Origin of the sequence: Psychromonas sp. SP041 (assembly GCF_000470315.2) — a bacterium.
Lineage (GTDB): Bacteria > Pseudomonadota > Gammaproteobacteria > Enterobacterales > Psychromonadaceae > Psychromonas.
On the sequence record NZ_CBRF02000015.1, the window covers coordinates 65,168 to 87,516 of the forward strand.

Sequence of the window (22,349 nt, forward strand, 5' to 3'; positions counted from 1 at the left end):
AGCCATCAGCTAGTATGGCTCTAGCCACCAGCAAAAAATTAATTGATAGGCATAAAAAAAGGCTTACTTTTCAGTAAACCTTTTTCAGAATCGAGGTTAGTTTAAATTAACCAACCCAAGAGTCACGTAATGCTACCGTACGGTTAAATACCAGCTTAGAAGCAGTTGAATCTTTATTATCAGCACAGAAGTACCCTTCACGCTCAAATTGATACGCTACTTCAGCTTCAGCATCAATCAAACTATTTTCAACGAAACCATGCTTTATAACTAATGAGTCAGCGTAAAGAACTGAATGAATATCTTCAACTGAAGCAGGGTTTTCTACTGTAAATAAACGATCATATAGACGGAACTCAGCAGGATGGTTTGATGTTGCACTTACCCAATGAATAACCCCTTTTGGCTTACGACCATCTTCAGGATTTTTACCCAATGTTGTCGGATCGTATGAACAAATAATCTCTGTAATTTCACCGGCATCATTTTTAATTACTTCTTCTGCTTTAACCATATAAGCATTACGCAAGCGAACTTCTTTACCTAATACCAAACGCTTATACTTTTTATTCGCTTCTTCACGGAAGTCTGCAGCATCAATATAAATTTCACGTGTAAAAGGAACAATACGTGTGCCCATGCTTTCATCTTTAGGATGAGCAGGTGCAACTAGTTGTTCTATTTTACCTTCTTCATAGTTTGAAATCGTCACTTTGATTGGGTCAATGACCGCCATTGCACGTGCGCCATTCGCTTCTAGGTTTTCACGAACACAAGCTTCTAAAGAGGCTAGTTCAACGGTGTTTTCTTGCTTAGTCACACCAATACGTTTTGAAAATTCACGTAATGAAGCAGCAGGATAACCACGTCGACGCATACCTGAAATAGTTGGCATACGAGGGTCATCCCAACCAGTCACTATATTTTCTTCAATCAATGCATTCAATTTACGCTTAGACGTTAATGTGTATTGTAAATTTAAACGAGAAAACTCTATTTGACGTGGTTTACACTCAATACTGATATTCGCTAAAACCCAATCATAAAGAGGACGATGATCTTCAAACTCTAACGTACATAAACTATGCGTAATGCCTTCAATCGCATCCGAAATACAGTGTGTAAAATCGTACATTGGGTAGATGCACCATTTGTCACCCGTTTGATGGTGATGTGCAAAGCGAATACGGTAAATAACCGGATCACGCATTTTCATATTAGGTGAAGCCATATCTATTTTGGCACGCAACATCATAGTGCCTTCTTTAAACTCACCTGCTCGCATACGATTAAACAGATCTAAGCTTTCAGCAATAGGACGATCGCGGAATGGGCTATCTTTACCCGCAGACGTTAACGTACCGCGATATTCACGAGTTTGTTCTGCATTTAACTCACAAACATACGCTTTATTATTCTCAATAAGCTCAACAGCATAATCAAAAAGCTGTTCAAAGTAGTTCGATGAATAACGTACATCACCTTGCCACTCAAAACCTAACCACGTTACGTCTTTTTCAATCGCGGCAACATAGTCAGCATCTTCTTTAACCGGGTTTGTATCATCAAAACGTAGGTTACAGGCAGCATTCGGGTAATCACGAGCTAAACCAAAGTTTAGACAGATAGATTTAGCATGACCAATATGCAAATAACCATTCGGCTCAGGTGGAAAGCGTGTATGAATTGTCTGGTGTTTTCCACTCTCAAGATCGTTTTCAATAATAGTGCGAATAAAATTACTTGGGCGTGTTTCCAGTTCAGACATTGTAACCTCTAAAATACATGATTCATAAAGGGGCAATCATCGTATATTCTAGCGCTAAGCTCAAGTGAAATAATAGCAAATGCAAGGTATCGTAAGGATATGTGCGAATAATACTAATCAGATTAAATAGCAACCCTATTTTAGCGCTAAAATAACTGTTCTGTTTGTTATAAGCTTAGTAAAACGAACTATTATACGTATCAAGTAATCGCTTAAATAAATCATTTTCGACCATAAAATTTGGCGTAAATATTTAATTAAATTGAGATTAGCAATAATTACTTGAATTCAAGAAACAAAAAAGGCACTCAATGAGTGCCTTTTAAAATAAAAAATTAACCACTACTCGGCTAGTTTCATACGATTTGCAATACTTTCAGCTTGTGGTCCAATAATAACTTGAAGGTTATTTTCTCCTAACTTAACAACCCCCATTGCACCTAAGCCTTTAAGATCAGATTCTTTAATAATGCTACGATCTTTTAGCGTTAGACGTAAACGAGTAATACAAGCATCAATGACTTCAATATTTTTCATACCACCTAACGCCACAACATAAGCATTGGCTAAACTATCACTATCGTCACTACTCTCAGCAACGATATTGATAGCTTCATCGTCAGCATCTTCACGTCCAGGTGTTTTAAGGTTAAGGCCTTTAATTAATGTTAAGAAAACAAAGTAATAAATCGCAAAAAAGGCAACACCTTGTGCTAGCAACATATACCATTGTTTGGCTAATGGATTTTGCGAAGAAAGCACCATATCAACTAAACCAGCAGAGAACCCAAAGCCAGCAATCCATTCCATATTAGCGGCAATAAACACTGAAACACCAGTCAAAATAGCATGTACAACATATAATAATGGTGCAACAAACATAAATGAGAATTCTAACGGTTCTGTCACGCCTGTGAAGAACGAAGCTAAAGAAGCCGCTAACATAATAGAGGCAACTTTTTGTTTGTTCTCTGACCTTGCTGTTGTATAAATAGCTAACGCAGCACCAGGTAAACCAAACATCATGATAGGAAAGAAACCTGCTTGATACATACCAACAGTACCAATCGCCGTTTTACCTTCTGCGGCAAATTTAGTAATAGTGTCCTGACCTGCTAAAAAGTTCGGGATATCATTAATACCTGCCACATCAAACCAAAATACGGAGTTTAATGCATGGTGCAGACCAACTGGAATCAATAAACGGTTAAAAAAAGCATAGATGCCTGCACCAATATCCCCCATACCAGCAATCGTTTCACCAAAGTGTTGTAGACCAGTGAAAATAAGTGGCCAAATAGCCATTAAGACAAATGACACTGCAATCATCACTATAGAAACGACGATAGGCACTAAACGACGACCAGAAAAGAAAGCTAATGTGTTATGCAGTTCAACATCTGAAAATCGATTATATAATTCAGCAGAAATAATACCGACTAAAATCCCAACAAATTGGTTTTCAATTTTACCGAAAGAAGCATCCGCAGCAACACCGGTAATTTGTTCAACAGCTCCAGGAGATAATAAAGTAGTCACCACTAACCAACCCACTAATCCTGAAAGAGCGGCAGCACCATCTTTATCTTTAGACAGTCCATAAGCAACACCAACAGCAAATAACAACGCCATATTATCGATGACCGCCGCGCCTGCTTTAATTAAAAAAGCAGCAAGCTGAGAATCACCTCCCCAACCATTAGGGTCAATCCAATAACCAATCCCCATCAGAATGGCGGCAGCAGGTAAAACGGCTACTGGCACCATCAAGGCTCTACCTACTTTCTGCATATAACCTAAAATATTCATTGTCACTCTCCCTTGAGATGCAAACTTAATTCACATTGATTATTATCCATTTTAACTCGTTAAAGAAAGCCTCTAAATACAAAGACTTTAATAATCTAGCTAAGTTATGACTCTAAAGTTTTTATCAAAGCCCGCAAACTCGATGAGTTTATTATGTGACGCAGATCACTCAAGGTTCAACTTGAAAAAAAACAAGACAAGCATTACCATTAAACTTAACTTACAAGAAGAATTAAGCTTAAATTTTAACTATTTGGAGAAAAAATGCGTTTAATTCCACTTAAAAATTTATCCGATGTTGGCCGTTGGTCCGCTCAATATATTGTGAACAAAATTAACAAATTCTCTCCAACAAAAGATCGCCCATTTATATTAGGTTTACCGACTGGTAGCTCTCCATTAGCAACTTATGAACATTTGATTGCATTATATAAAGCAGAAAAAGTTAGCTTTAAGCATGTAGTGACTTTTAATATGGACGAATACGTCGGTATCGAATCTTCACATCCAGAAAGTTATTATAACTTCATGCATAACAACTTTTTTAACCATATCGATATACAACCGCAAAACATCAACTTATTAAATGGCTTAGCTAACGACTTAGCAGCAGAATGTCAGCGCTACGAAGATAAGATAAAAAGCTACGGTAAAATCAACCTTTTTATGGGCGGAGTAGGAAGTGATGGCCATATTGCATTTAATGAACCCGGCTCATCATTAGCTTCTCGCACACGGGTTAAAACGCTCACCCAGGAAACGAGACTTGCTAATTCCCGTTTCTTTGATAACGATATCAATAAAGTACCCAAGTTAGCATTAACTATTGGTGTTGCTACGTTATTAGATGCGACTGAAGTTTTAACACTTGTCACTGGTCGCCATAAAGCACTAGCATTACAAGCCGCAGTTGAAGGATGTGTTAATCATTTGTGGACAGTTAGTGCCTTACAATTACATCAAAAAGCAATTATTGTCTGTGATGCAGAATCAACCATGGAGCTTAAAGTTAAAACGCTTAAGTATTTTCAGGAATTAGAAGCTGAACATATTCATGGCTTATAGCTCAACCCCATTAAATGACTTAGAACATACCTATTTCAGTACTTACTAAATCATTGAACATATCAATTTATTTTATTAAACGGAGCTGTTTTCCATGTATGCACTCACTAATTGCGTGATCTACACAACTGAATCCATTCTTGTTGATCATGCAGTCATTATTGAAAATGAATTGGTCAAAAGCATCATTCCTATCAATGACCTCCCTTCCGATACTCGTTGCATAGATTTAAATGGCAACAACTTAACACCTGGCTTTATCGACTTACAACTCAATGGTTGTGGTGGTGTTATGTTTAATGGTGCCGAGACACAACAAACACTATTAACAATGCAGGCTGCTAATTTAAAATCTGGTACAACTAGCTACCTCCCCACTTTTATCACAGACAGCGATCAAGGAATGAAAAAGGCATTAGATGTAGTACGTGAATATATGCAGACAACAGATAATGAAGTCTTAGGTTTACATCTTGAAGGTCCTTATATTAATTTGGTAAAAAAAGGTATTCACCGAGCAGAGTTTATACGAGAGCCCAATACTGAAATGATTGATCTTATTTGCGCGAATGCAGACATCATTAGTCAAATTACTCTTGCGCCCGAAATGACGCCTGATAATGTGATAACTCAGTTAAGCAATGCAGGTATTGTGGTTTCTTTAGGTCATAGTAACGGTACTTACCAGCAAGCAACAAACGCAATCAAACATGGGGCTTCTTGCGCTACACACTTATTCAATGCTATGTCGTCAATCACAGGTCGAGAGCCAGGCATAGTAGGTGCCGTTTATGATAACAATATTTATGCAGGTATTATTGTTGATGGATTTCATGTTGATTATGTCAATGTGCGACTGTCTAAAAAAATCATGGGAGAGAAATTAATATTAGTAACCGATGCCACTGCGCCTGCAGGAGCAGATATCGAACGATTCAGCAATCAATTCGATTTTGTTGGCACCACTGTTTATTATAAAGACGGTAAATGTTTTGGTGAAGATGGCACCTTGGGTGGGTCAGCAGTCACTATGATTGAATCCATACAACAATGCGTTAAGTGTGTTGGCATACCATTAGATGAAGCGATTCGAATGGCCACACTATACCCGGCCAAAGCAATTTCAGTTAACCATAAACTAGGCAGTGTTCATTCAGGTAAAATCGCTAACCTAGCCATTTTCAATAATGATTACCAAGTTACAGCAACCGTGGTAAATGGCATTTATAAATCATCTAAAGTCTTATAAATAACAAATAGTAAAGCCTTGAGCGTGATACATTAATCAGCTACGTTTTATTAAAAAAGGAGCAACCTAAGTCGCTCCTTTTAATCGTTTCACTTTTAGCCGTTTAACGGCTTATATGTGTACTTTTATTTTTGTACTTTTATTTTTGTACTTTTATTTTTGTACTTTTATTTTTGTACTTTTATTTTTGTACTTTTATTTTTGTACTTTTATTTTTGTACAAACACTATTTTTCCATCTTCCACATCAGCTAGAATATTATTACCTACACTTAACTCTCCTGATAATATTTTCTGTGCTAATGCATTTTCTAAGAGTTGTTGTACCGCTCTTTTTAATGGACGAGCACCATACATTGGGTCATAGCCCGCTTCGACCAACAATTCTATTGAAGCATCATTAAATGTAAGTAGATAACCTCTTTCTTTAAGTCGTGCTTGCAATGCATGAAGTTGAATCGTCGCAATGGATTTAATGTGTTTTTCACTTAAAGGATGAAAAACGACTGTTTCATCAATACGATTCAAAAACTCAGGTTTAAATTGTTTTGCTAATATTCCTAATAATGTATTTTTAACGTCATCATAAGAAGCTCGAGGAAATGCTTCTTGAATAATTTCAGATCCAATATTAGAGGTCATAATAATAACCGTATTACGAAAATCAACCGTGCGCCCTTTGCCATCAGTTAAACGCCCATCATCTAACACCTGTAATAAAATATTAAAAACATCAGGATGTGCTTTTTCTATCTCATCTAACAAAATGACTGAATAAGGTTTACGACGAACCGCTTCCGTTAAATAACCCCCTTCTTCGTAACCTACGTAACCTGGAGGTGCACCAACTAAACGTGACACTGCATGTTTTTCCATAAACTCAGACATATCGATACGCACCATATTATCAACACTATCAAATAGGAAATTGGCCAAGGCTTTACAAGACTCTGTTTTACCAACACCAGTAGGACCCAAGAATAAAAACGAACCAATAGGACGGTCAGGGTCGCTTAAGCCAGCACGACTACGACGAATCGCATTTGAAATGGCTTCAATCGCTTCATTTTGTCCAACCACTTGAGAATGTAAATGTTTCTCCATTTTCAATAGTTTATCACGCTCTCCTTCGAGCATTTTAGACACAGGGATACCCGTCCAATGAGCAAGAATATCGGCGATTTCATTTTCTGTTACTGAATGTTTTAACAATGTCATCTCTTGCATTTCAGCTTGAGAGGCAAGGTCTAACTGTTTTTCTAAATCTGGAATACGGCCATATTGCAATTCTGACATACGTGTTAAATCAGATGCTCGGCTAGCCACTTCCAAATCTAAACGCGCTTGCTCTAAAGCTTGTTTAATATTTTGTGTGCCGGATAATGCTGCTTTTTCAGTTTTCCAAATTTCATCTAACTCTTTATATTCAGTACCTTTCGATTTTAGGGTTTGCTCTAAATCACTTAGACGCTTGATACTCGCTTCATCAGAAGAATTTTGTAGCGACTTTTGCTCTACCGTCAACTGAATGATTTTACGCCCAAGCTTATCTAGACTTTCAGGTTTAGAGTCTATTTGTAAGCGAATACTAGAAGCCGCCTCATCAATTAAATCAATCGCTTTATCAGGTAGCTGACGATCTGAAATATAACGGTGTGATAAGGTCGCCGCAGCAACAATAGCTGGGTCCGTAATTTGCACTTTATGATGTAATTCATAACGCTCTTTCAAACCACGTAAGATTGCAATCGTGTCTTCTACGGTTGGTTCATCGACTATTACTTTTTGAAAACGACGCTCTAATGCCGCATCTTTTTCAATATATTGGCGATACTCATCTAAGGTAGTGGCACCAACGCAATGCAACTCACCACGAGCAAGTGCAGGCTTAAGCATATTACTCGCATCCATCGCACCGTCGCCTTTACCAGCGCCAACCATGGTATGTAGTTCATCAATAAATAGTATGACTTGCCCTTCTTCTTTATTAAGCTCTGCTAATACAGCTTTTAAACGCTCTTCGAATTCCCCTCTGTATTTAGCACCTGCAATTAAAGACCCCATATCTAAAGATAACACTCGTTTACCTTTTAAGCCTTCGGGTACTTCACCATTAATAATACGTTGCGCTAACCCTTCAACGATTGCCGTTTTACCCACGCCAGGCTCGCCAATAATGACAGGGTTGTTTTTAGTACGACGTTGTAACACTTGTATAATTCGGCGTACTTCGTCATCTCGACCAATAACCGGGTCAAGCTTACCTGCTGCCGCTCGCTCAGTAAGGTCGATAGTGTATTTATCTAATGCTTGTTCAGGACCATCGCCATTGACGTCGTTAACAGTTTGCCCTTGACGAACTTTCTTTAAAGAACTTTCAACTTTGCTTTTTGTTAACCCAAGCTTATTAAGAGCTTGCCCTAACTCACCTTTATCTTCGCAAACAGCAACTAAAAACATTTCCGACGAAATAAATTTATCTTTCGCTTTTTGTGCGTATTTATCACAAAGATTAAAGGTATTACCTAACTGGCTAGAGACTTGAATTTCGCCACCTATTCCAGATACTTTAGGCAACCTATCCAACATCGTTGATAGCTGTGAACGCAGTAGATTTATATTAATTTCAAGATCAGACAAGATACCACGCATCGCGCCACCATCTTGATTAAGCATGGCCAGCAATACGTGTGTCGCTTCGATATATTGATGATCACGACCTAATGCAATAGATTGAGCATCGGCCAACGCTAATTGAAATTTACTAGTTAATTTATCTAAACGCATACGAATTTCTCCCGAAATGATTACACTTATATAGATGGGGTTTTACAAATAAATATCAAGGCCATGAACATAATATATGGAATAAATAATGAACAATAATAGTCGTTAATTTTTTGAAAAGGATGAGTAATAAAAGTGTAATAAAAAGCGCAGTAAAAACGTAGCAGAAAAATCATTAAGGGTTGTGAAAAGGTTAGAATATAGAATATTAAGTTTCTTTATTAATAACATCAAAGCCTATTATTTTAATAAATAACATTCATATTGATTGCAACAAACTTACAACAATAAAACGTTAATCTAACCAAATAAAAGTGGCTAAGCGTCCGGTTTTCCCATCTCTTCTATAAGAATAAAATAATGCAGGATCATTAAAAGTACACGATTCATTTTCGGTGATAGTGACACCTTTAAAATCGGCTAACCTCAGTTTGGCTAATAGGTGCAAATTTGCTAACCATTTTCCATTAGCAGCAACAAAAGCACGGCTAGCATTCACATCATGAGCAACAAACTCTTCACGCACTTCATCACCGACTTCGAATACAGTAGGACCGATACAAGGACCTAGCCACACTAATAATTGATCACTTTTAATCGCTAATTCATCACTGACTTTCTGAATACTTTTTTCAATAATACCGTCACATAAACCACGCCAACCAGCATGAATCGCAATAACAAAACTTCCTTGCTTATCGGTAACTAACACAGGCAAACAATCGGCCGTCATCACTACACTCGTTCGTTGATTAGTATCAGTCCAACTAGCATCTGCATTTAAATTTTGAACGGTGGATTCAGATAATTTAATTAAATCATCACTATGAGTTTGATTTAACCAACAGAAATCAGGTGCATTATTAAATTGATTGGATAATAACAAGCGATTTTGAAACACATGTTGAGGATTATCATTAACATGTGTTCCTAAATTCAACCCTTCAAACTCACCTTCACTAACACCATCTAAGCGTGTCGTTGAATAAGCATGAACATGGGCAGGTGCTGCCCAATTAGGTTTAATTAATTGCATATAAAAAAACTATAAATCGAGTTCATTTTCATGCGAAATAGTATCAGCACGTAATGCAGCAGCAAGGGCTTTAAAGTCTTCCGGTGGTTCAGCATGCCATTCCATTTCGTCACCTGTGATTGGGTGATCTAAACGTAACATGGTTGCATGGAGTGCTTGGCGTCTAAAACCACGCAACACTTCACTTAACTCTGCTGATGCGCCTTTTGGTGGACGAGGACGACCGCCGTATACAGGGTCACCTGTTAACACGTGCCCAATAGACATCATGTGTACACGAATTTGGTGAGTACGGCCTGTTTCTAAGCGCAAACGTAAACGAGTGTGAGCTCGGTATTTTTCAGCAATTCGGTAATGCGTTATTGCATCTTTGCCAGACGTTGGGTTAACAGCCATTTTAGTACGGTGGACTTTATCTCGACCGATAGGTGCATCAACTTTACCACCGGCAGTAAAACAACCTGAAGCAATCGCATCATATTCACGTGTCATTTGACGTGCTTGTAAACTTGTCACTAAATGCGTTTGTGCCGGTACTGTTTTAGCAACCACCATCAAACCAGATGTTTCTTTATCTAACCGATGTACGATACCTGCACGCGGTACTTCTGCAATGCTTGGGTAATGGTATAATAAGGCATTTAATAATGTGCCACTTGCGTTACCAGCCCCTGGATGAACAACTAACCCAGCAGGTTTATTGATAACTAAAATATCATCATCTTCATAAACGATGTTAATTTCAATTTTTTGTGCAATAAAAGTGACTTCATCTTTTAATACCGCATTTACTTCTAGCATTTGACCAGTAAATACTTTTTCACGCGGCGTTAAAGAAACTGTGCCATCAATTTGTACCAGGCCCGCTAAAATCCATTCTTTTATACGTGAACGAGAATAATCAGGGAACAATGCGGCAACCGCTTGGTCTAATCGAAATCCTAACTGTTCATCTGTAACTTCTGCAGTTAGGTTTATTGCTTGGCTCATAGTGCTCTCTTCTTTGTATTTTGTGCTATTGTAATTGATTTTTAAAAAGTATTTAGTCTGACAGTATTATCTTGTCACATTTTATCTTTTTTTACTTTTATTTCTTTCGACGATAGTCGATACTGTACTTTTTAATATTGGCCGACATTATAACACTTATGAATAAGATCCTTAGACTAATAACGACCAGTTTTTTCATCGCCATTGTCATTAGTGGCTGTTCATCTAAAAAAAGTAGCAAACCGAAGATTGCTGATAAGCCTCCGATGGCATTATATGAAGATGCCTCATTAGCATTAGAATCTGCTAATTTTGAAAAAGCCTCAGAAATTCTTGAAGCATTAGATAGTCGCTATCCATTTGGTCCACATTCAGACCAAGTACAATTAGACTTAATTTATGCTTATTACAAACGCAATGAGATGGCGTTGACTTTAGCCAATATTGATAAGTTTATCCGCTTAAATCCTACACATAAAGATTTAGATTATGTCTATTATATGCGTGGCTTAACAAACTTGCTTGTTGATGATCAATTCTTTCAAAATTTATTTGGCGTTGATCGATTCAATCGTGATCAAAGCTATTCTCAAAGATCATTTAAAGACTTCAACCGCATTTTAAAATATTACCCTACAAGTGAGTATGCAAAAGACGCAAAACAACGCATGGTCTACCTTAAAGATCGAATTGCTCGTTATGAAATATCAATTGCAGAATGGTATATTAAACGTGAGGCTTATATAGCAGCGATTAATCGCAGTAAAGTAGTCTTAAATAATTACCCTGATACTAACTCAGTAAAAAGCGCGTTAGAAATCATGATTCAAGGCTACGATGAACTAGGCTTAGAAGAGCCTAAGAACAACGCATTGTCAGTGTTAAAATTAAATTACCCTGACAGTAAGGTAGTTAAAAGAAGCGAATCGTTTAGTCTTTTTAATTGGTAATTAAACTATTCCGATAGTTATTTATTCCGATAGTTATGATTAGTTAACGATAATAACTTAACGATAAAGCAATAAAAAAGGAGAACTGAGTTCTCCTTTTTTATTGCTTATTTAGACAGAATAACTAATCTGTAAAAGATTAAACTGCTTCACCGTCCTCTTCACCAGTACGAATACGAATAACACGCTCAACAGAAGTAACGAAAATTTTACCATCGCCAATTTTACCTGTTTGCGCTGTTTTCATAATCGCTTCAATGCAACGATCTACATATTCTTTCTTTACCACTAATTCAATTTTAACTTTTGGTAAAAAGTCCACCATGTATTCTGCACCACGATATAATTCAGTATGCCCTTTTTGACGACCAAAGCCTTTTACTTCTGATACTGTCATACCTGTAATATCAATATCCGCAAGTGCTTCACGTACATCGTCCATTTTAAATGGTTTAATGATTGCTTCTATTTTTTTCATAATAAACTCTTAATGTTGATTTCAAAGTAAAGTGTTGTCAATCTCGAAGAGATCTCAATAAATCACTTTGTGCCATGATCTTCAGGCTGAATATGACCTCTAATATTACACTATTAGCAAATCAATAAAAAACAAACTTTCAGTGTTAATTTAACCTACTTCATTGTATCCATTATTATTATGGCAAGTCTGTCGTATATGTCACTGATAGATACGTCATTGATCGGTATATCAATAAAAAATATTATTAACTAAAAGTATTCTTATACTAATTGTATTAAATAAGTGTTCTACATTTTATGCAGGAAAAGTGACTTAGTTTAAGGTGTAAATAGAAACCTTTCGAAGAGTGAACTAAAGTATGTTAATACTTTAGTTGTTGCTCCAGTTACAAAACTGACAACGAAGCAATAAGCTAATTGGTGTGGTTGGTATAAATTATTTTAGCCAACAAAGTAAAGTGGCTATTAACTGTGATTAATATGTTCGACGTAAGGTAAACATTTAATAAAAAAGGCAGTATCGATTCGCTTATTACATTAATCGAAACTGCCTTTTCAGAAACTTATATTAATTAATATAAGTTTCTCCAGCTTTGTGGGCCAGTTATATTAAGATCATCATCGTAACAGGTCTGTTTATTAGTACTTAGAGTAATACAAGTTAAACCAACAGCGCTTTCAAATACAGTAATCTCTTCTGTTGTACCATCAGCCTTCGTAATTGTTTCAGTACCTGTTGTTACTGAAGCCACTGATGAAATTCCTGTTGCAACACCATCGATAAACTGATTCGAGCTATCAGTAGGTATTTCTTCAGACTCATCTTCTGCAGTTGAGGGATCATCTTCTACTTCAGTCCCTGCATTCCAAGTTTGTCCTGTATATAAATCCAATTCCATATACCAACCTGTGCCGCCAGCAACGCAAGGATCTATACCCGGGATTAAAGTAACAAAGCTAATTTTATTACCTAAAACAGTGCTACCAACCACTTGCCTCTCTCCATGGTTTTCAATATTCCCATCTTCAGTATTGACTAAGTCAATATAGAAGCCACTAATCTCATTCCAATTAAGAGGGTGACTTGAAAGTAAACGATTGGTACTACTTTCCTTGAGAATAGATTGCTTTTGTAAATTACTAAAACCAGATGAATTACGTGTAGCATTAACACTAGAAGTACCCAGTTTGTCTTCAATTACATAAAAACTCTGAGTGGCTTGATCCGTCGTAGAAATATCATGTGACTCTACATACTTACCAGTTCCGAATGCAACTAACACACCGACACCATCAGGATGACGCACTACTGTTGGTCTCGTAGTAATCGATTGGGATCTATATTCAACGCCATTCAATGTTGGACTGATTGCAGTAAACAATGGAGCCCCGCCTATTTTTTTAATTCCCCAGTCATTAGGATCATCACTAGAGATATCAAATACCCACATATTTCCAAAAAGATCACCTGCATATATATAATCAGCAATACCATCACTATTATTATCGATCAATAATGGTTGGGCGAGCGCATTAGGCCTGTCCAATCCTGTTGGATCAGTTTGTGCGCCAACACTGAGTTTTTTAATTAAACTTCCATCTTTAAGATCAGCGATATAAATAGCGCCATCATTATCAGTTGAATTGTAGCCATTGGCAAAAACAACGCTCGCTTTATTATTTGCCAGTGTTACTAATGTCGGAGCGGAAACACTATAACCTATATCCTCAAACCCACTAGTATCTGTTGTTATCTCCCATCTCATCATATCAGCCGTAGGGTTAGTTTTAGATACATTAGAGACATCAATAGCATAAAGCCCTTTAACGCCTAAGCCTAAACGCCCAACTAAGGTTGTTCTTGATACTTCAGTAGTAACACCATCAAAACTAATATCAACTAAATCATTTTTATCTGAATAAGCATTCAAGCCACCATCAACTGAATATTCATGAATATAAGCATTATCAATTATCTTACCTAACGTCTCATAAACAGTACTCGGTATATATGCTACAAGTTCTTTGCCATTATTAGCATCAACGATATGTACCATTCCATCATTTGCAGCAAATGCAACAATCTCTGTTCCTATCGAATGTCCTTTAGCTGAAGATACATAATAAGGTGTTGAATTAACAATATCACCTAAGAGACTAGTTCTTTCTCTGAAACCATCTCCCAAAGTAGTCGTTTCATTATCACGATCTCCTCGAATATAGCTGACTGCATTTTGTATATAGGCTGCTTTGTCTACGTATGAAGCTGATGTTAATGTACTTCCTAATAAACCAGCTAACTGACTCTCTGACAATGGAGTTGTTAATATGTCCAATAAAGATGTCGCTGAAGAAAGGACAAATCCGATTAAAGAACTGCTGCTTTGAGGCTTTGTAAATTCAAATACATTTCCATCAATACTACGAGTAAAAATATGACGATCATCAGGATCCATCGCATCTAATTGATCAGCAGCACTCCATGTATTAGAAGTTGAAAATTGACCATTAGAATTAACTGTATAAGCAGTAACATCCCCATTCCAATTTTTTTCTTCAAATGAAGATTTATAAGCAAGTGTACCGGTAGTTAATAAGTTAGAAGAATAAACGGGTGAAGAACCGGTCAACAAGCCGTCATAAGCTAAGTCAAATGCGGCTGCAATTTGATCTTTTAATTCACCGGCATTGGTTACAGGGAAGTAATTATCTGGATTCCCATCAGAGTTTATATCCCACTCTGATGATAAATCAGGCTTACCATTATCATTACTATCATTAAAGCCTCCCCATTTAGCCGCATACCAGAGTGGGGAAGGTAAAAATTCAGCAGCATCACTTGAATTAGGAATAAAGGTTCTTGTTGAATTTAAACCTAATAATGTTTCATCTATTGTAGATGTTGTCCCTATTAGATCGGCTTTAATTTGTTCACGATTCTTATATATAGACTCAATGGGTGTATCTAAATAATATTCAACTTCTCTTCCAGACTGATCTCTAACTTCTAAATAAACACCATCATTAGTTGTACCAGAAATGATATAGCCTGCATGTTGATCAACTCCACCTCCAGCATAAGTTGAATCAAGTGAAACTTGTACCCCTTTACCTACAGTAGCACAGCTACCATTTGAGTTATAAGTAAGGCAGGCATTATTGATCACTTCATAGGTATATTTAACGATCATATCCATATCATGATCACCACCTTGCTCTACATCTTCAAAGTTGATTTGAAAAATACCTTTAGTAGGCGTAATAGATTCTACATACCAGTCAACAATCGTGTTTGTTGGTTGAAAATCACCATTACTTTTACTAATACTCCCTCCTCCTACTGACTTAGCAAAAGGAACGATAGTAATTGTTTCACCATCAACATCTACATTAATTTCAGGAAGATTAGAAGCTAAAGCAACCACCATGGTTGTTACATTTTGCTCTTCTGGTTTACTCTTATTAATATCATTGTTAATGCCATAATATGCGACAGCCGCTGAGCTATAACTTCCTTGTTTAGTTGGTTCAGCAGGAGCAAGTCCTCGAATAGAAGCAAGCCCATTAATTGTTTTCACAGTAGGAGCTCCATCGTTAACATCTTTCGATTGACCAATAAAATATTGCCCCGACGTTTTTCCTTCCGTTGATGAAATAGTATTTAATAATGTAGTAATGCTAAAATTATCACCCTCATCTGTCTTTAAAACACTACCATTATAAGATTTACTGAATGATGAATAAGCTCCAGGTAATTGGTCTGAATCAAAAGAGGGGTTAATATCACTAATCAATAAAACATTTGGGCGAGCGCAAGTTCCTCGACCATCATACGGGTCGTCCCAAGTAGGGGCTGGTAGTCCTAACTCTTCATCTTCATCACCAGAAGCTGCATAAGAACTACTAGCGAAAGACTCTCCTGCATAATAACGCATACTTTCATAAAGCATTTCACCAACTGGATTTCCCCATGAAACACATTCACCCTCATTAAATGATCGCGTAGTAATGAAGCCACAATTGTCTTGATATTTATAATTATTATTAGAACTACCTTGAGTATAATTAAAACCATAAATTTTTAGTTTATTAATTGTTGCAACTATTCCACTATCACTTGATGAAAATTGTCCTGTCGTTGAATTAATTTCTTTAGAAAACTCCTTAGCTGTTTCTCGTAATACGCCGCCAGATAAATTTTTATTATAACTACCAGTTAACAGGCCAAATAACATTTGATCCTTCTCACCATAATCATGAAGTAGTCCTGTCGGTTTATAATTATTATTATCGTAAGCTTTACAATTACTTTCTAACAGGCCTGTGACACAAACTTCAACTCGTACAGTGTAATTATCGGTATCAACATCACCTGTAAAATGTAAATCATAGAGAGAACTTTGATCGCCATTATTCTTCTTATCTTTATCTAAATTTAAAACAGGACGTTCTGTGGACGCCCAGTTCCAGACGCCCCAATCGGAATCATTATTAACATTTTCAGCATTTTCTATAACTTGTAATGAAGGCGGACTGTCATAACTGGTGTAGGTTACTGAAGCAAAAAAGTGTTGTTTTATATTTGAATTAGGAAGTTCGTATGGAGAATAATCTCGAATATCATAGCCATCAACACTTTCTGATGTATAAGCTTTAGCCCAACTATGGGCATCCTGTGGAATAAAAACCCGTTCTAATACGGTATCAGATAATGTATCAGTAATACGCGTTCCACCATAAAGTACTTTTCTTAATACATCCATACGAGTCATCGTTAGATAATTTAGGAAGTTCCCACTCCAATATTCACTATTAGTAATACAAATTTTATCGTCAGTCGTAGCTATAACTTTAGGCTCGAAAATACTTTTTGATTCACTATATTGATAACATTTAGCGGGATCAAAATACCCTTCATAACTATATCTAGGTTTAAATTTGGTATCCAATTCACCATCACCATCAAGATCTGACGCATCATTGTAAGCTTCATAAAAAAGGGTATGATCTCGTCCCATTACTAGCATCATCATCGGTGCTTCTGTTGTACCGGTATAAAGCGGCTTAGTCGCTAGGTCCAAGTTTCCTGCATGAACAGAAACAACTGAAAACAAACAGCTTGATGACAATATAAAACTATTTAATAATATTTTTTTCACAAGAATATCCTTATTCACTACCAGCAATCAGATGTATCAGCACCAGTGCTACCAGTATGTGTAATTGTTAATGTACCGCATTCATCATCGCCCTGTGCACCAGTAGTGATTGGTGTAGCTGACAATGTAAAAGATGATGAGCCTGCCGCTGCCGTTCCAGTTAACGTATATAATTCGCTGAATTCGTCACTTTCTGTGAATACGGTAATAACCCCACCCGATATAGCACCACTATAATTCAAGTTCATTGCATAATAACTTTCCATTAATTGTGACGCTTCTAATAATGTTCTAATTGCTTCTTGTCTTCTTGTTTTCTCTAAGACCCCTTTATAACTAGGGTAAGCAATAGAAGCTAAAATACCAACAATCGCGATAGCAATTAACAACTCAATTAACGTAAACCCCATACTTTTTCTTTTATTACGACGAAGCATCTTAAAATTACTCCAAAGTAACATAATAGCTTTGTAGATAAGCAACTGAGTCACCTTTCCCTTGCGCTTTTACAGTGACACGGTAAAAACGCTTTGAAAGTTCTCCAGTACCAACAGCTAGGCCACCGGTTCCATCATTCTCAATTAAGTAAGAAGGCGTCACACTACCCTCCGAAATAGCAGAGCTTAACGCTGTAGCTGCATTCCAATTAGCATCGGTTCTCCACCAATTACTTGTCGTGTTCTTATCAATAGCTAATGACAAAAGAGTTGGTGGATCTAAAAAATTTTCCGCAATAACACTATGCGCAGCAGCTAATGTTGACTCTGCACTATTAAAACTTAAAGTTTGGTCATAATTTGCAGTGCTGACTTTTCTCGATGCAATCACTTGTTGGCTAACAGCAATCCCTAAGATAGAAATAACGAGCACCATTAATAACGAAGTAATTAATGCAGCTCCGTTTTCTGATTTTTTATTTATTTTCATTACATTATCCTCCTTGGTTGCCAATAAGTACGGTTTCCATGACAACAGATCTATAATTAGTATCGTTAGCAGCATCAATCGTTTGATTAAAAATAGTATAACTATTACTGTTCGTTAAACCATGAGCACTTACTTCCGTTGATAGCAATAAACCAACCTTAACTCGATTTACATCTGTCCAATCAGTGACTTCAGAAGCAGTAAAATAACGATAATCATCTTCAGTTCCATACAGTATTTCTAAAAACTCTATGCCCTCGTCTAAAACTTCAGCAGCATCATCATTATCTTTACACATCAGTTGATTACTGCTGTTTACATACAATGTAACTTCGTTACTAGTACTTTCATCTAAATCATCTCCAACACAGGATACAATGCCAATGTCAGCCGCCCCTAAGAACCTAACAACTAAAATATCAGAGTCTACTTTTTCATCATCGATATCATCGGAACTGGTCATTCCTTGTACGACTTGACCATATCCCCAAGTACCTCCTACATTAGAAGTACCAGCGTTAAAGACGGTTTCATTTTTTAAAGCGGTGATATCTCTAAAACCTGCTTGTTGTATATATAGTCTTAGTGTCTGTACTGCCATCCTGCCTTTTGTAACTAATTCTTGAGAACTTCTAGCAGACTCATAAGAACGCATATCTCCCATAACAGAATAAAACAAACCAGCCAAAATAAACAAAGACACAACCATTGCGATCATTAATTCTACTAAGCTAAAGCCTTTATTTAATTTATTTACAGAACCCATACAGACATACTCCCACATTGATATGAGTTTAATACTGACGTATCACAAGTCGCACTGCCCACCCCAGTTTTTGCTGCATCCCAAATTAACATTAAGTTGTAAAGGTTGACGTCTGAGGAATCAACCGCAATGGAAAAGCGCGGTGAAGGTAAATTATTTTGTAGGTGATCAAACCATTCAGCTAGCTCTGCGGTGGCAAATTCACTTTCAGTACACGCATTAGTTGAGCAGTTTTTATTAGAGGTTATATCATCCCCGCTAGATAAATTACTGTAAACAAAGCTACCAGCTAGGTCTGGGTTAGAACGTATCCGTTGGGCGAGATCCAAAAGAGCAGTGTTAGCAGTCTGAGCAAAGAATCCTTGTTGAACTAAACTCATTGACTTTGCCTGCATTTTTGCATGGCCGAGCACTCCAACAGCAACAACAATCAGAGCAATTAATACTTCTATGAGGCTAAAGCCTTTATTTTTATTCATTATTAACAATTCCCTGCAGCGTTTTCATGACTAACTCGCCCCATTCGATTTAGTTCTATTACATAAACGACACTGTTATCAGTATTACCACAGACTTGAAATGTATTAGCAGATGAATGACCAGTGGGTGTAAATTTAATTTGGCTTTCTGTGCTTTTAATTAAGCTAGTTTTAGAACTGCCATTAATAATAATAATATCATTGTTATTTAAACCGCCACTACTATCATTATCCTCATAAACTAACCAATCGGTTCCCCAGCTTGTTGTCGCATCACAGCTAGTACCATTTGATGATGAGCAAAGATAAACATTTACTCGCTCACTTTGGGCTTGTTGTTTAGCTGCATAGATTGAACTGATCAAACTGTCACGCGTAGTACGCGCTTTACTTGATTCGATAAGGCTAGTAAAAGAAGGAACAACGATACTTAGCAAGATAGCGGCAATGGCAATCGTAATGAGTATTTCAATTAATGTGAAGCCATGCTTAGAACTTGTGTGGTGAAAACAATTCATAACATCCTTTGTTATATAGAGAGAGTATTCTGGATAATGATTCTTAGATTACTCCTTATATAACGATTTTTATATAAAAAAAATATTGTATTAGCCCTTTAAATAAACTCGCTCAATTAATGAGATCAAATTCAAATTATATAAACTAAAAACAACAAATATCTTTACTTTTATGTTATAAAACAATGGGTTCCAATAGGTGTAAAATGTTATTTTAACACCTATTAAGTAGTACAAGAAGACAATAAAAAATGATTTATAAATCATTTTTATAAGTATTAATCGATTTGTTTAATACGCAATTCAGCTGGGACTTCAAACACGATATTTTCTTCTACACCTGGATTTTCAACAACTACGTTGCCACCCATTTTTTGCAGCTTTTTAATAACGGCTTGTACTAAAACATCAGGTGCAGATGCACCAGCTGTCACACCAACACATTTTACATTTTCAAACCATTCCGCTTGAATATCGAATTCATTATCGATCAAATAAGCATCCACACCGGCGCTATTGGCTTTCTCTCGCAAGCGGTTAGAGTTTGATGAATTGGTAGATCCCACCACTAAGACTAAGTCTGTTTTATCAGCAAGATCCTTAACAGCATCTTGTCGATTTTGTGTCGCGTAACAAATATCGTTTTTACGCGGTCCTTCAATCATAGGGAACTTCACACGCAAAGCATCGATAACGTTTGCAGTGTCATCTACCGATAAAGTTGTTTGAGAGCTATAACATAAACTTTCAGCGTTTTTAACGTCAAGCAATGCAACATCTTCTGCTGATTCAACTAAGTAAATACCGCCTTTTTCACTGTCGTATTGACCCATTGTGCCCACTACTTCAGGGTGACCATGATGACCAATCAAAATACATTCTTGATCACGGCGACTAGCACGCGTCACTTCCATATGGACTTTGGTGACTAACGGACAAGTTGCATCGAATACTTTCAATTCACGACGTTTAGCTTCTTCTCGCACACTCTGTGCTACGCCATGAGCACTGAAAATAACAATATTATCGTCAGGCACTTCATCAAGTTCTTCTACAAAAATAGCACCACGCGCTTTTAAATCATCAACGACATATTGGTTATGTACAACTTCATGTCGCACATAAATTGGCGTAGGAAATAGCTCTAATGCACGCTCAACAATATTGATCGCACGATGTACACCGGCACAAAAGCCACGTGGGTTAGCTAAAATAATTTTCATAACACTCTCAATATAACATTTTGATTAATAAGGTAATGGGCAGATTTTATTAATAATATACCGAAGAATATGACTAGCACATCACTAGAAAATACTTAAGCACATAACGAATAACAACTACTTTTGTAAAACTTCTAACACATCAACTTCAAAAGTAACTGTTTGGCCAGCTAAAGGATGATTGAAATCAACCGTCACACTATCAGCAACAATTTCACGAATAATACCAGGCAGTTCAGTACCGTCTGGTTGATTAAAGGTAATGATGGTGCCGATTTCTGCCGGTACGTCCGTTGAGAATTTACTGAGGTCTACATAATGAAAATTATCAGGGTTAGACAAACCAAAAGCAGACTCTGGCGCTAAAGTGAAGCTTTCAGATGTTCCTTCAACTAAACCTAATAAACACTCTTCAAAACCAGGCGTTAGGCTACCGTCACCCATTACAAATTTAGCAGGCTTATTATCAACTTTAGTACTATCAACTGCAGAACCATCTGATAATTTAATTGAAAAGTGCATTAACACTTCACTATCTGCACCGATAGTTTTGCTTTCATTTTTATTAACTGCCGCTTCATTTGCCATTTTAACTGTCATTACTGCTGTCCTTTATTTTTTGTTTTTCGCGCTTTTCAGCCCAAAATAATGAGTCGATAATAATCATTGCCGCACCGATAAAAATAGCAATGTCTGCAATATTAAAGGTTGGCCAACGGTAAAAACCTAAATCAAAATCTAAGAAATCAACAACGTAACCAAAGATTAACCGATCTAATACATTGCCCACCGCGCCCGATAAAACTAATGCATAAGCACAATTCATCCAACGTTGTTTAGCACTGGTCGTTTTCATGGAATATAATAAATAAGCAGAAACAACGAATGCAATGCCACTAAACAAGTATTTTTGCCAACCGCCTGCATCACCTAAAAAGCTAAAAGCAGCGCCGTAATTACGCGCATAAGTGAAATTAAAAAATGATAACACTTCATATGATTGGTACAAATCTAACATTTGTACCGTCAAATATTTGGTTAACTGATCGAGTAATAAAACCACTATTGTTAACCATAACCAAGGTAAACCTGAACGAGGTTTCAAGATAGTGGCTGATGATGTTTGAGTCATAATATTTCCAAT

At 36.8% G+C, this 22,349-nt stretch carries 18 protein-coding genes; 3 read left to right on the forward strand and 15 right to left on the reverse strand.

What is annotated here, in order from left to right; all coding sequences use genetic code 11:
- Positions 1 to 106: 106 nt before the first annotated feature.
- Positions 107 to 1,768 carry a glutamine--tRNA ligase gene (glnS, locus tag SP041_RS10135; protein WP_025564855.1) on the reverse strand — a complete coding sequence of 554 codons (1,662 nt, stop codon included), beginning with the start codon at positions 1,766 to 1,768 and terminating at the stop codon, positions 107 to 109.
- A gap of 342 nt (positions 1,769 to 2,110) precedes the next feature.
- A complete protein-coding gene (gene nagE, locus SP041_RS10140) occupies positions 2,111 to 3,577 on the reverse strand; it encodes an N-acetylglucosamine-specific PTS transporter subunit IIBC (protein ID WP_025564856.1) in 1,467 nt (488 codons plus the stop codon).
- A gap of 264 nt (positions 3,578 to 3,841) precedes the next feature.
- Between nagE and nagB the strand changes: the two genes are divergently transcribed.
- Both nagB and nagA read left to right on the forward strand, forming a co-directional pair.
- Positions 3,842 to 4,642, forward strand: coding sequence for a glucosamine-6-phosphate deaminase (gene nagB, locus SP041_RS10145; protein ID WP_025564857.1), 801 nt, complete (start codon positions 3,842 to 3,844; stop codon positions 4,640 to 4,642).
- 94 nt (positions 4,643 to 4,736) lie between these two features.
- Positions 4,737 to 5,891: an N-acetylglucosamine-6-phosphate deacetylase gene (nagA, locus tag SP041_RS10150; RefSeq protein ID WP_025564858.1), complete on the forward strand. Its 1,155-nt coding sequence runs from the start codon at positions 4,737 to 4,739 to the stop codon at positions 5,889 to 5,891.
- Between the two features lie 209 nt (positions 5,892 to 6,100).
- Here nagA and clpB read toward each other — a convergent pair whose 3' ends face one another.
- The 3 genes from clpB to rluD all read right to left on the reverse strand — a co-directional run bounded on the left by clpB (position 6,101) and on the right by rluD (position 10,703).
- Positions 6,101 to 8,677 (reverse strand): ATP-dependent chaperone ClpB, encoded by a 2,577-nt coding sequence (gene clpB / locus SP041_RS10155; protein ID WP_025564859.1) that lies wholly within the window; start codon positions 8,675 to 8,677, stop codon positions 6,101 to 6,103.
- Between the two features lie 295 nt (positions 8,678 to 8,972).
- The gene (pgeF, locus tag SP041_RS10160) at positions 8,973 to 9,713 is read right to left on the reverse strand and encodes a peptidoglycan editing factor PgeF (RefSeq protein WP_025564860.1); all 741 of its coding nucleotides are present in this window, start codon (positions 9,711 to 9,713) and stop codon (positions 8,973 to 8,975) included.
- Positions 9,714 to 9,722: 9 nt separating this feature from the next.
- Entirely contained in the window at positions 9,723 to 10,703 is a 981-nt protein-coding gene (rluD, locus tag SP041_RS10165; RefSeq protein ID WP_025564861.1) for a 23S rRNA pseudouridine(1911/1915/1917) synthase RluD, read from the reverse strand.
- A 158-nt stretch (positions 10,704 to 10,861) separates the two neighbouring features.
- Here rluD and SP041_RS10170 point away from each other — a divergent pair, with 158 nt between their 5' ends.
- Entirely contained in the window at positions 10,862 to 11,653 is a 792-nt protein-coding gene (locus SP041_RS10170) for an outer membrane protein assembly factor BamD (RefSeq protein WP_025564862.1), read from the forward strand.
- A gap of 139 nt (positions 11,654 to 11,792) precedes the next feature.
- Here the strand turns inward: SP041_RS10170 and glnB are convergent, their stop codons facing one another.
- The 10 genes from glnB to lspA all read right to left on the reverse strand — a co-directional run bounded on the left by glnB (position 11,793) and on the right by lspA (position 22,337).
- Positions 11,793 to 12,131: a nitrogen regulatory protein P-II gene (glnB, locus tag SP041_RS10175; protein ID WP_025564863.1), complete on the reverse strand. Its 339-nt coding sequence runs from the start codon at positions 12,129 to 12,131 to the stop codon at positions 11,793 to 11,795.
- 574 nt (positions 12,132 to 12,705) lie between these two features.
- Positions 12,706 to 17,292, reverse strand: a complete 4,587-nt coding sequence (locus SP041_RS10180; RefSeq protein WP_025564864.1) for a PilC/PilY family type IV pilus protein — start codon at positions 17,290 to 17,292, stop codon at positions 12,706 to 12,708.
- 17 nt (positions 17,293 to 17,309) lie between these two features.
- Positions 17,310 to 17,729 (reverse strand): type IV pilin protein, encoded by a 420-nt coding sequence (locus tag SP041_RS10185; protein ID WP_037049388.1) that lies wholly within the window; start codon positions 17,727 to 17,729, stop codon positions 17,310 to 17,312.
- A gap of 7 nt (positions 17,730 to 17,736) precedes the next feature.
- Positions 17,737 to 18,219 carry a PilX N-terminal domain-containing pilus assembly protein gene (locus SP041_RS10190; protein ID WP_025564866.1) on the reverse strand — a complete coding sequence of 161 codons (483 nt, stop codon included), beginning with the start codon at positions 18,217 to 18,219 and terminating at the stop codon, positions 17,737 to 17,739.
- 4 nt (positions 18,220 to 18,223) lie between these two features.
- Positions 18,224 to 18,985 (reverse strand): PilW family protein, encoded by a 762-nt coding sequence (locus tag SP041_RS10195; protein WP_025564867.1) that lies wholly within the window; start codon positions 18,983 to 18,985, stop codon positions 18,224 to 18,226.
- Positions 18,973 to 19,464 (reverse strand): type IV pilus modification protein PilV, encoded by a 492-nt coding sequence (gene pilV, locus SP041_RS10200; protein WP_025564868.1) that lies wholly within the window; start codon positions 19,462 to 19,464, stop codon positions 18,973 to 18,975. Before pilV ends, SP041_RS10195 begins: the two co-directional genes overlap by 13 nt.
- A 2-nt stretch (positions 19,465 to 19,466) precedes the next feature.
- The gene (locus SP041_RS10205) at positions 19,467 to 19,982 is read right to left on the reverse strand and encodes a GspH/FimT family pseudopilin (RefSeq protein ID WP_025564869.1); all 516 of its coding nucleotides are present in this window, start codon (positions 19,980 to 19,982) and stop codon (positions 19,467 to 19,469) included.
- A 278-nt stretch (positions 19,983 to 20,260) separates the two neighbouring features.
- The gene (ispH, locus tag SP041_RS10210) at positions 20,261 to 21,205 is read right to left on the reverse strand and encodes a 4-hydroxy-3-methylbut-2-enyl diphosphate reductase (protein ID WP_025564871.1); all 945 of its coding nucleotides are present in this window, start codon (positions 21,203 to 21,205) and stop codon (positions 20,261 to 20,263) included.
- Between the two features lie 117 nt (positions 21,206 to 21,322).
- A complete protein-coding gene (gene fkpB, locus SP041_RS10215) occupies positions 21,323 to 21,805 on the reverse strand; it encodes an FKBP-type peptidyl-prolyl cis-trans isomerase (RefSeq protein ID WP_025564872.1) in 483 nt (160 codons plus the stop codon).
- On the reverse strand, positions 21,795 to 22,337 hold the full coding sequence (gene lspA / locus SP041_RS10220) for a signal peptidase II (protein ID WP_051368561.1): 543 nt from the start codon (positions 22,335 to 22,337) through the stop codon (positions 21,795 to 21,797). The genes fkpB and lspA overlap by 11 nt, the downstream gene beginning before the upstream one ends.
- Positions 22,338 to 22,349 lie beyond the last annotated feature (12 nt).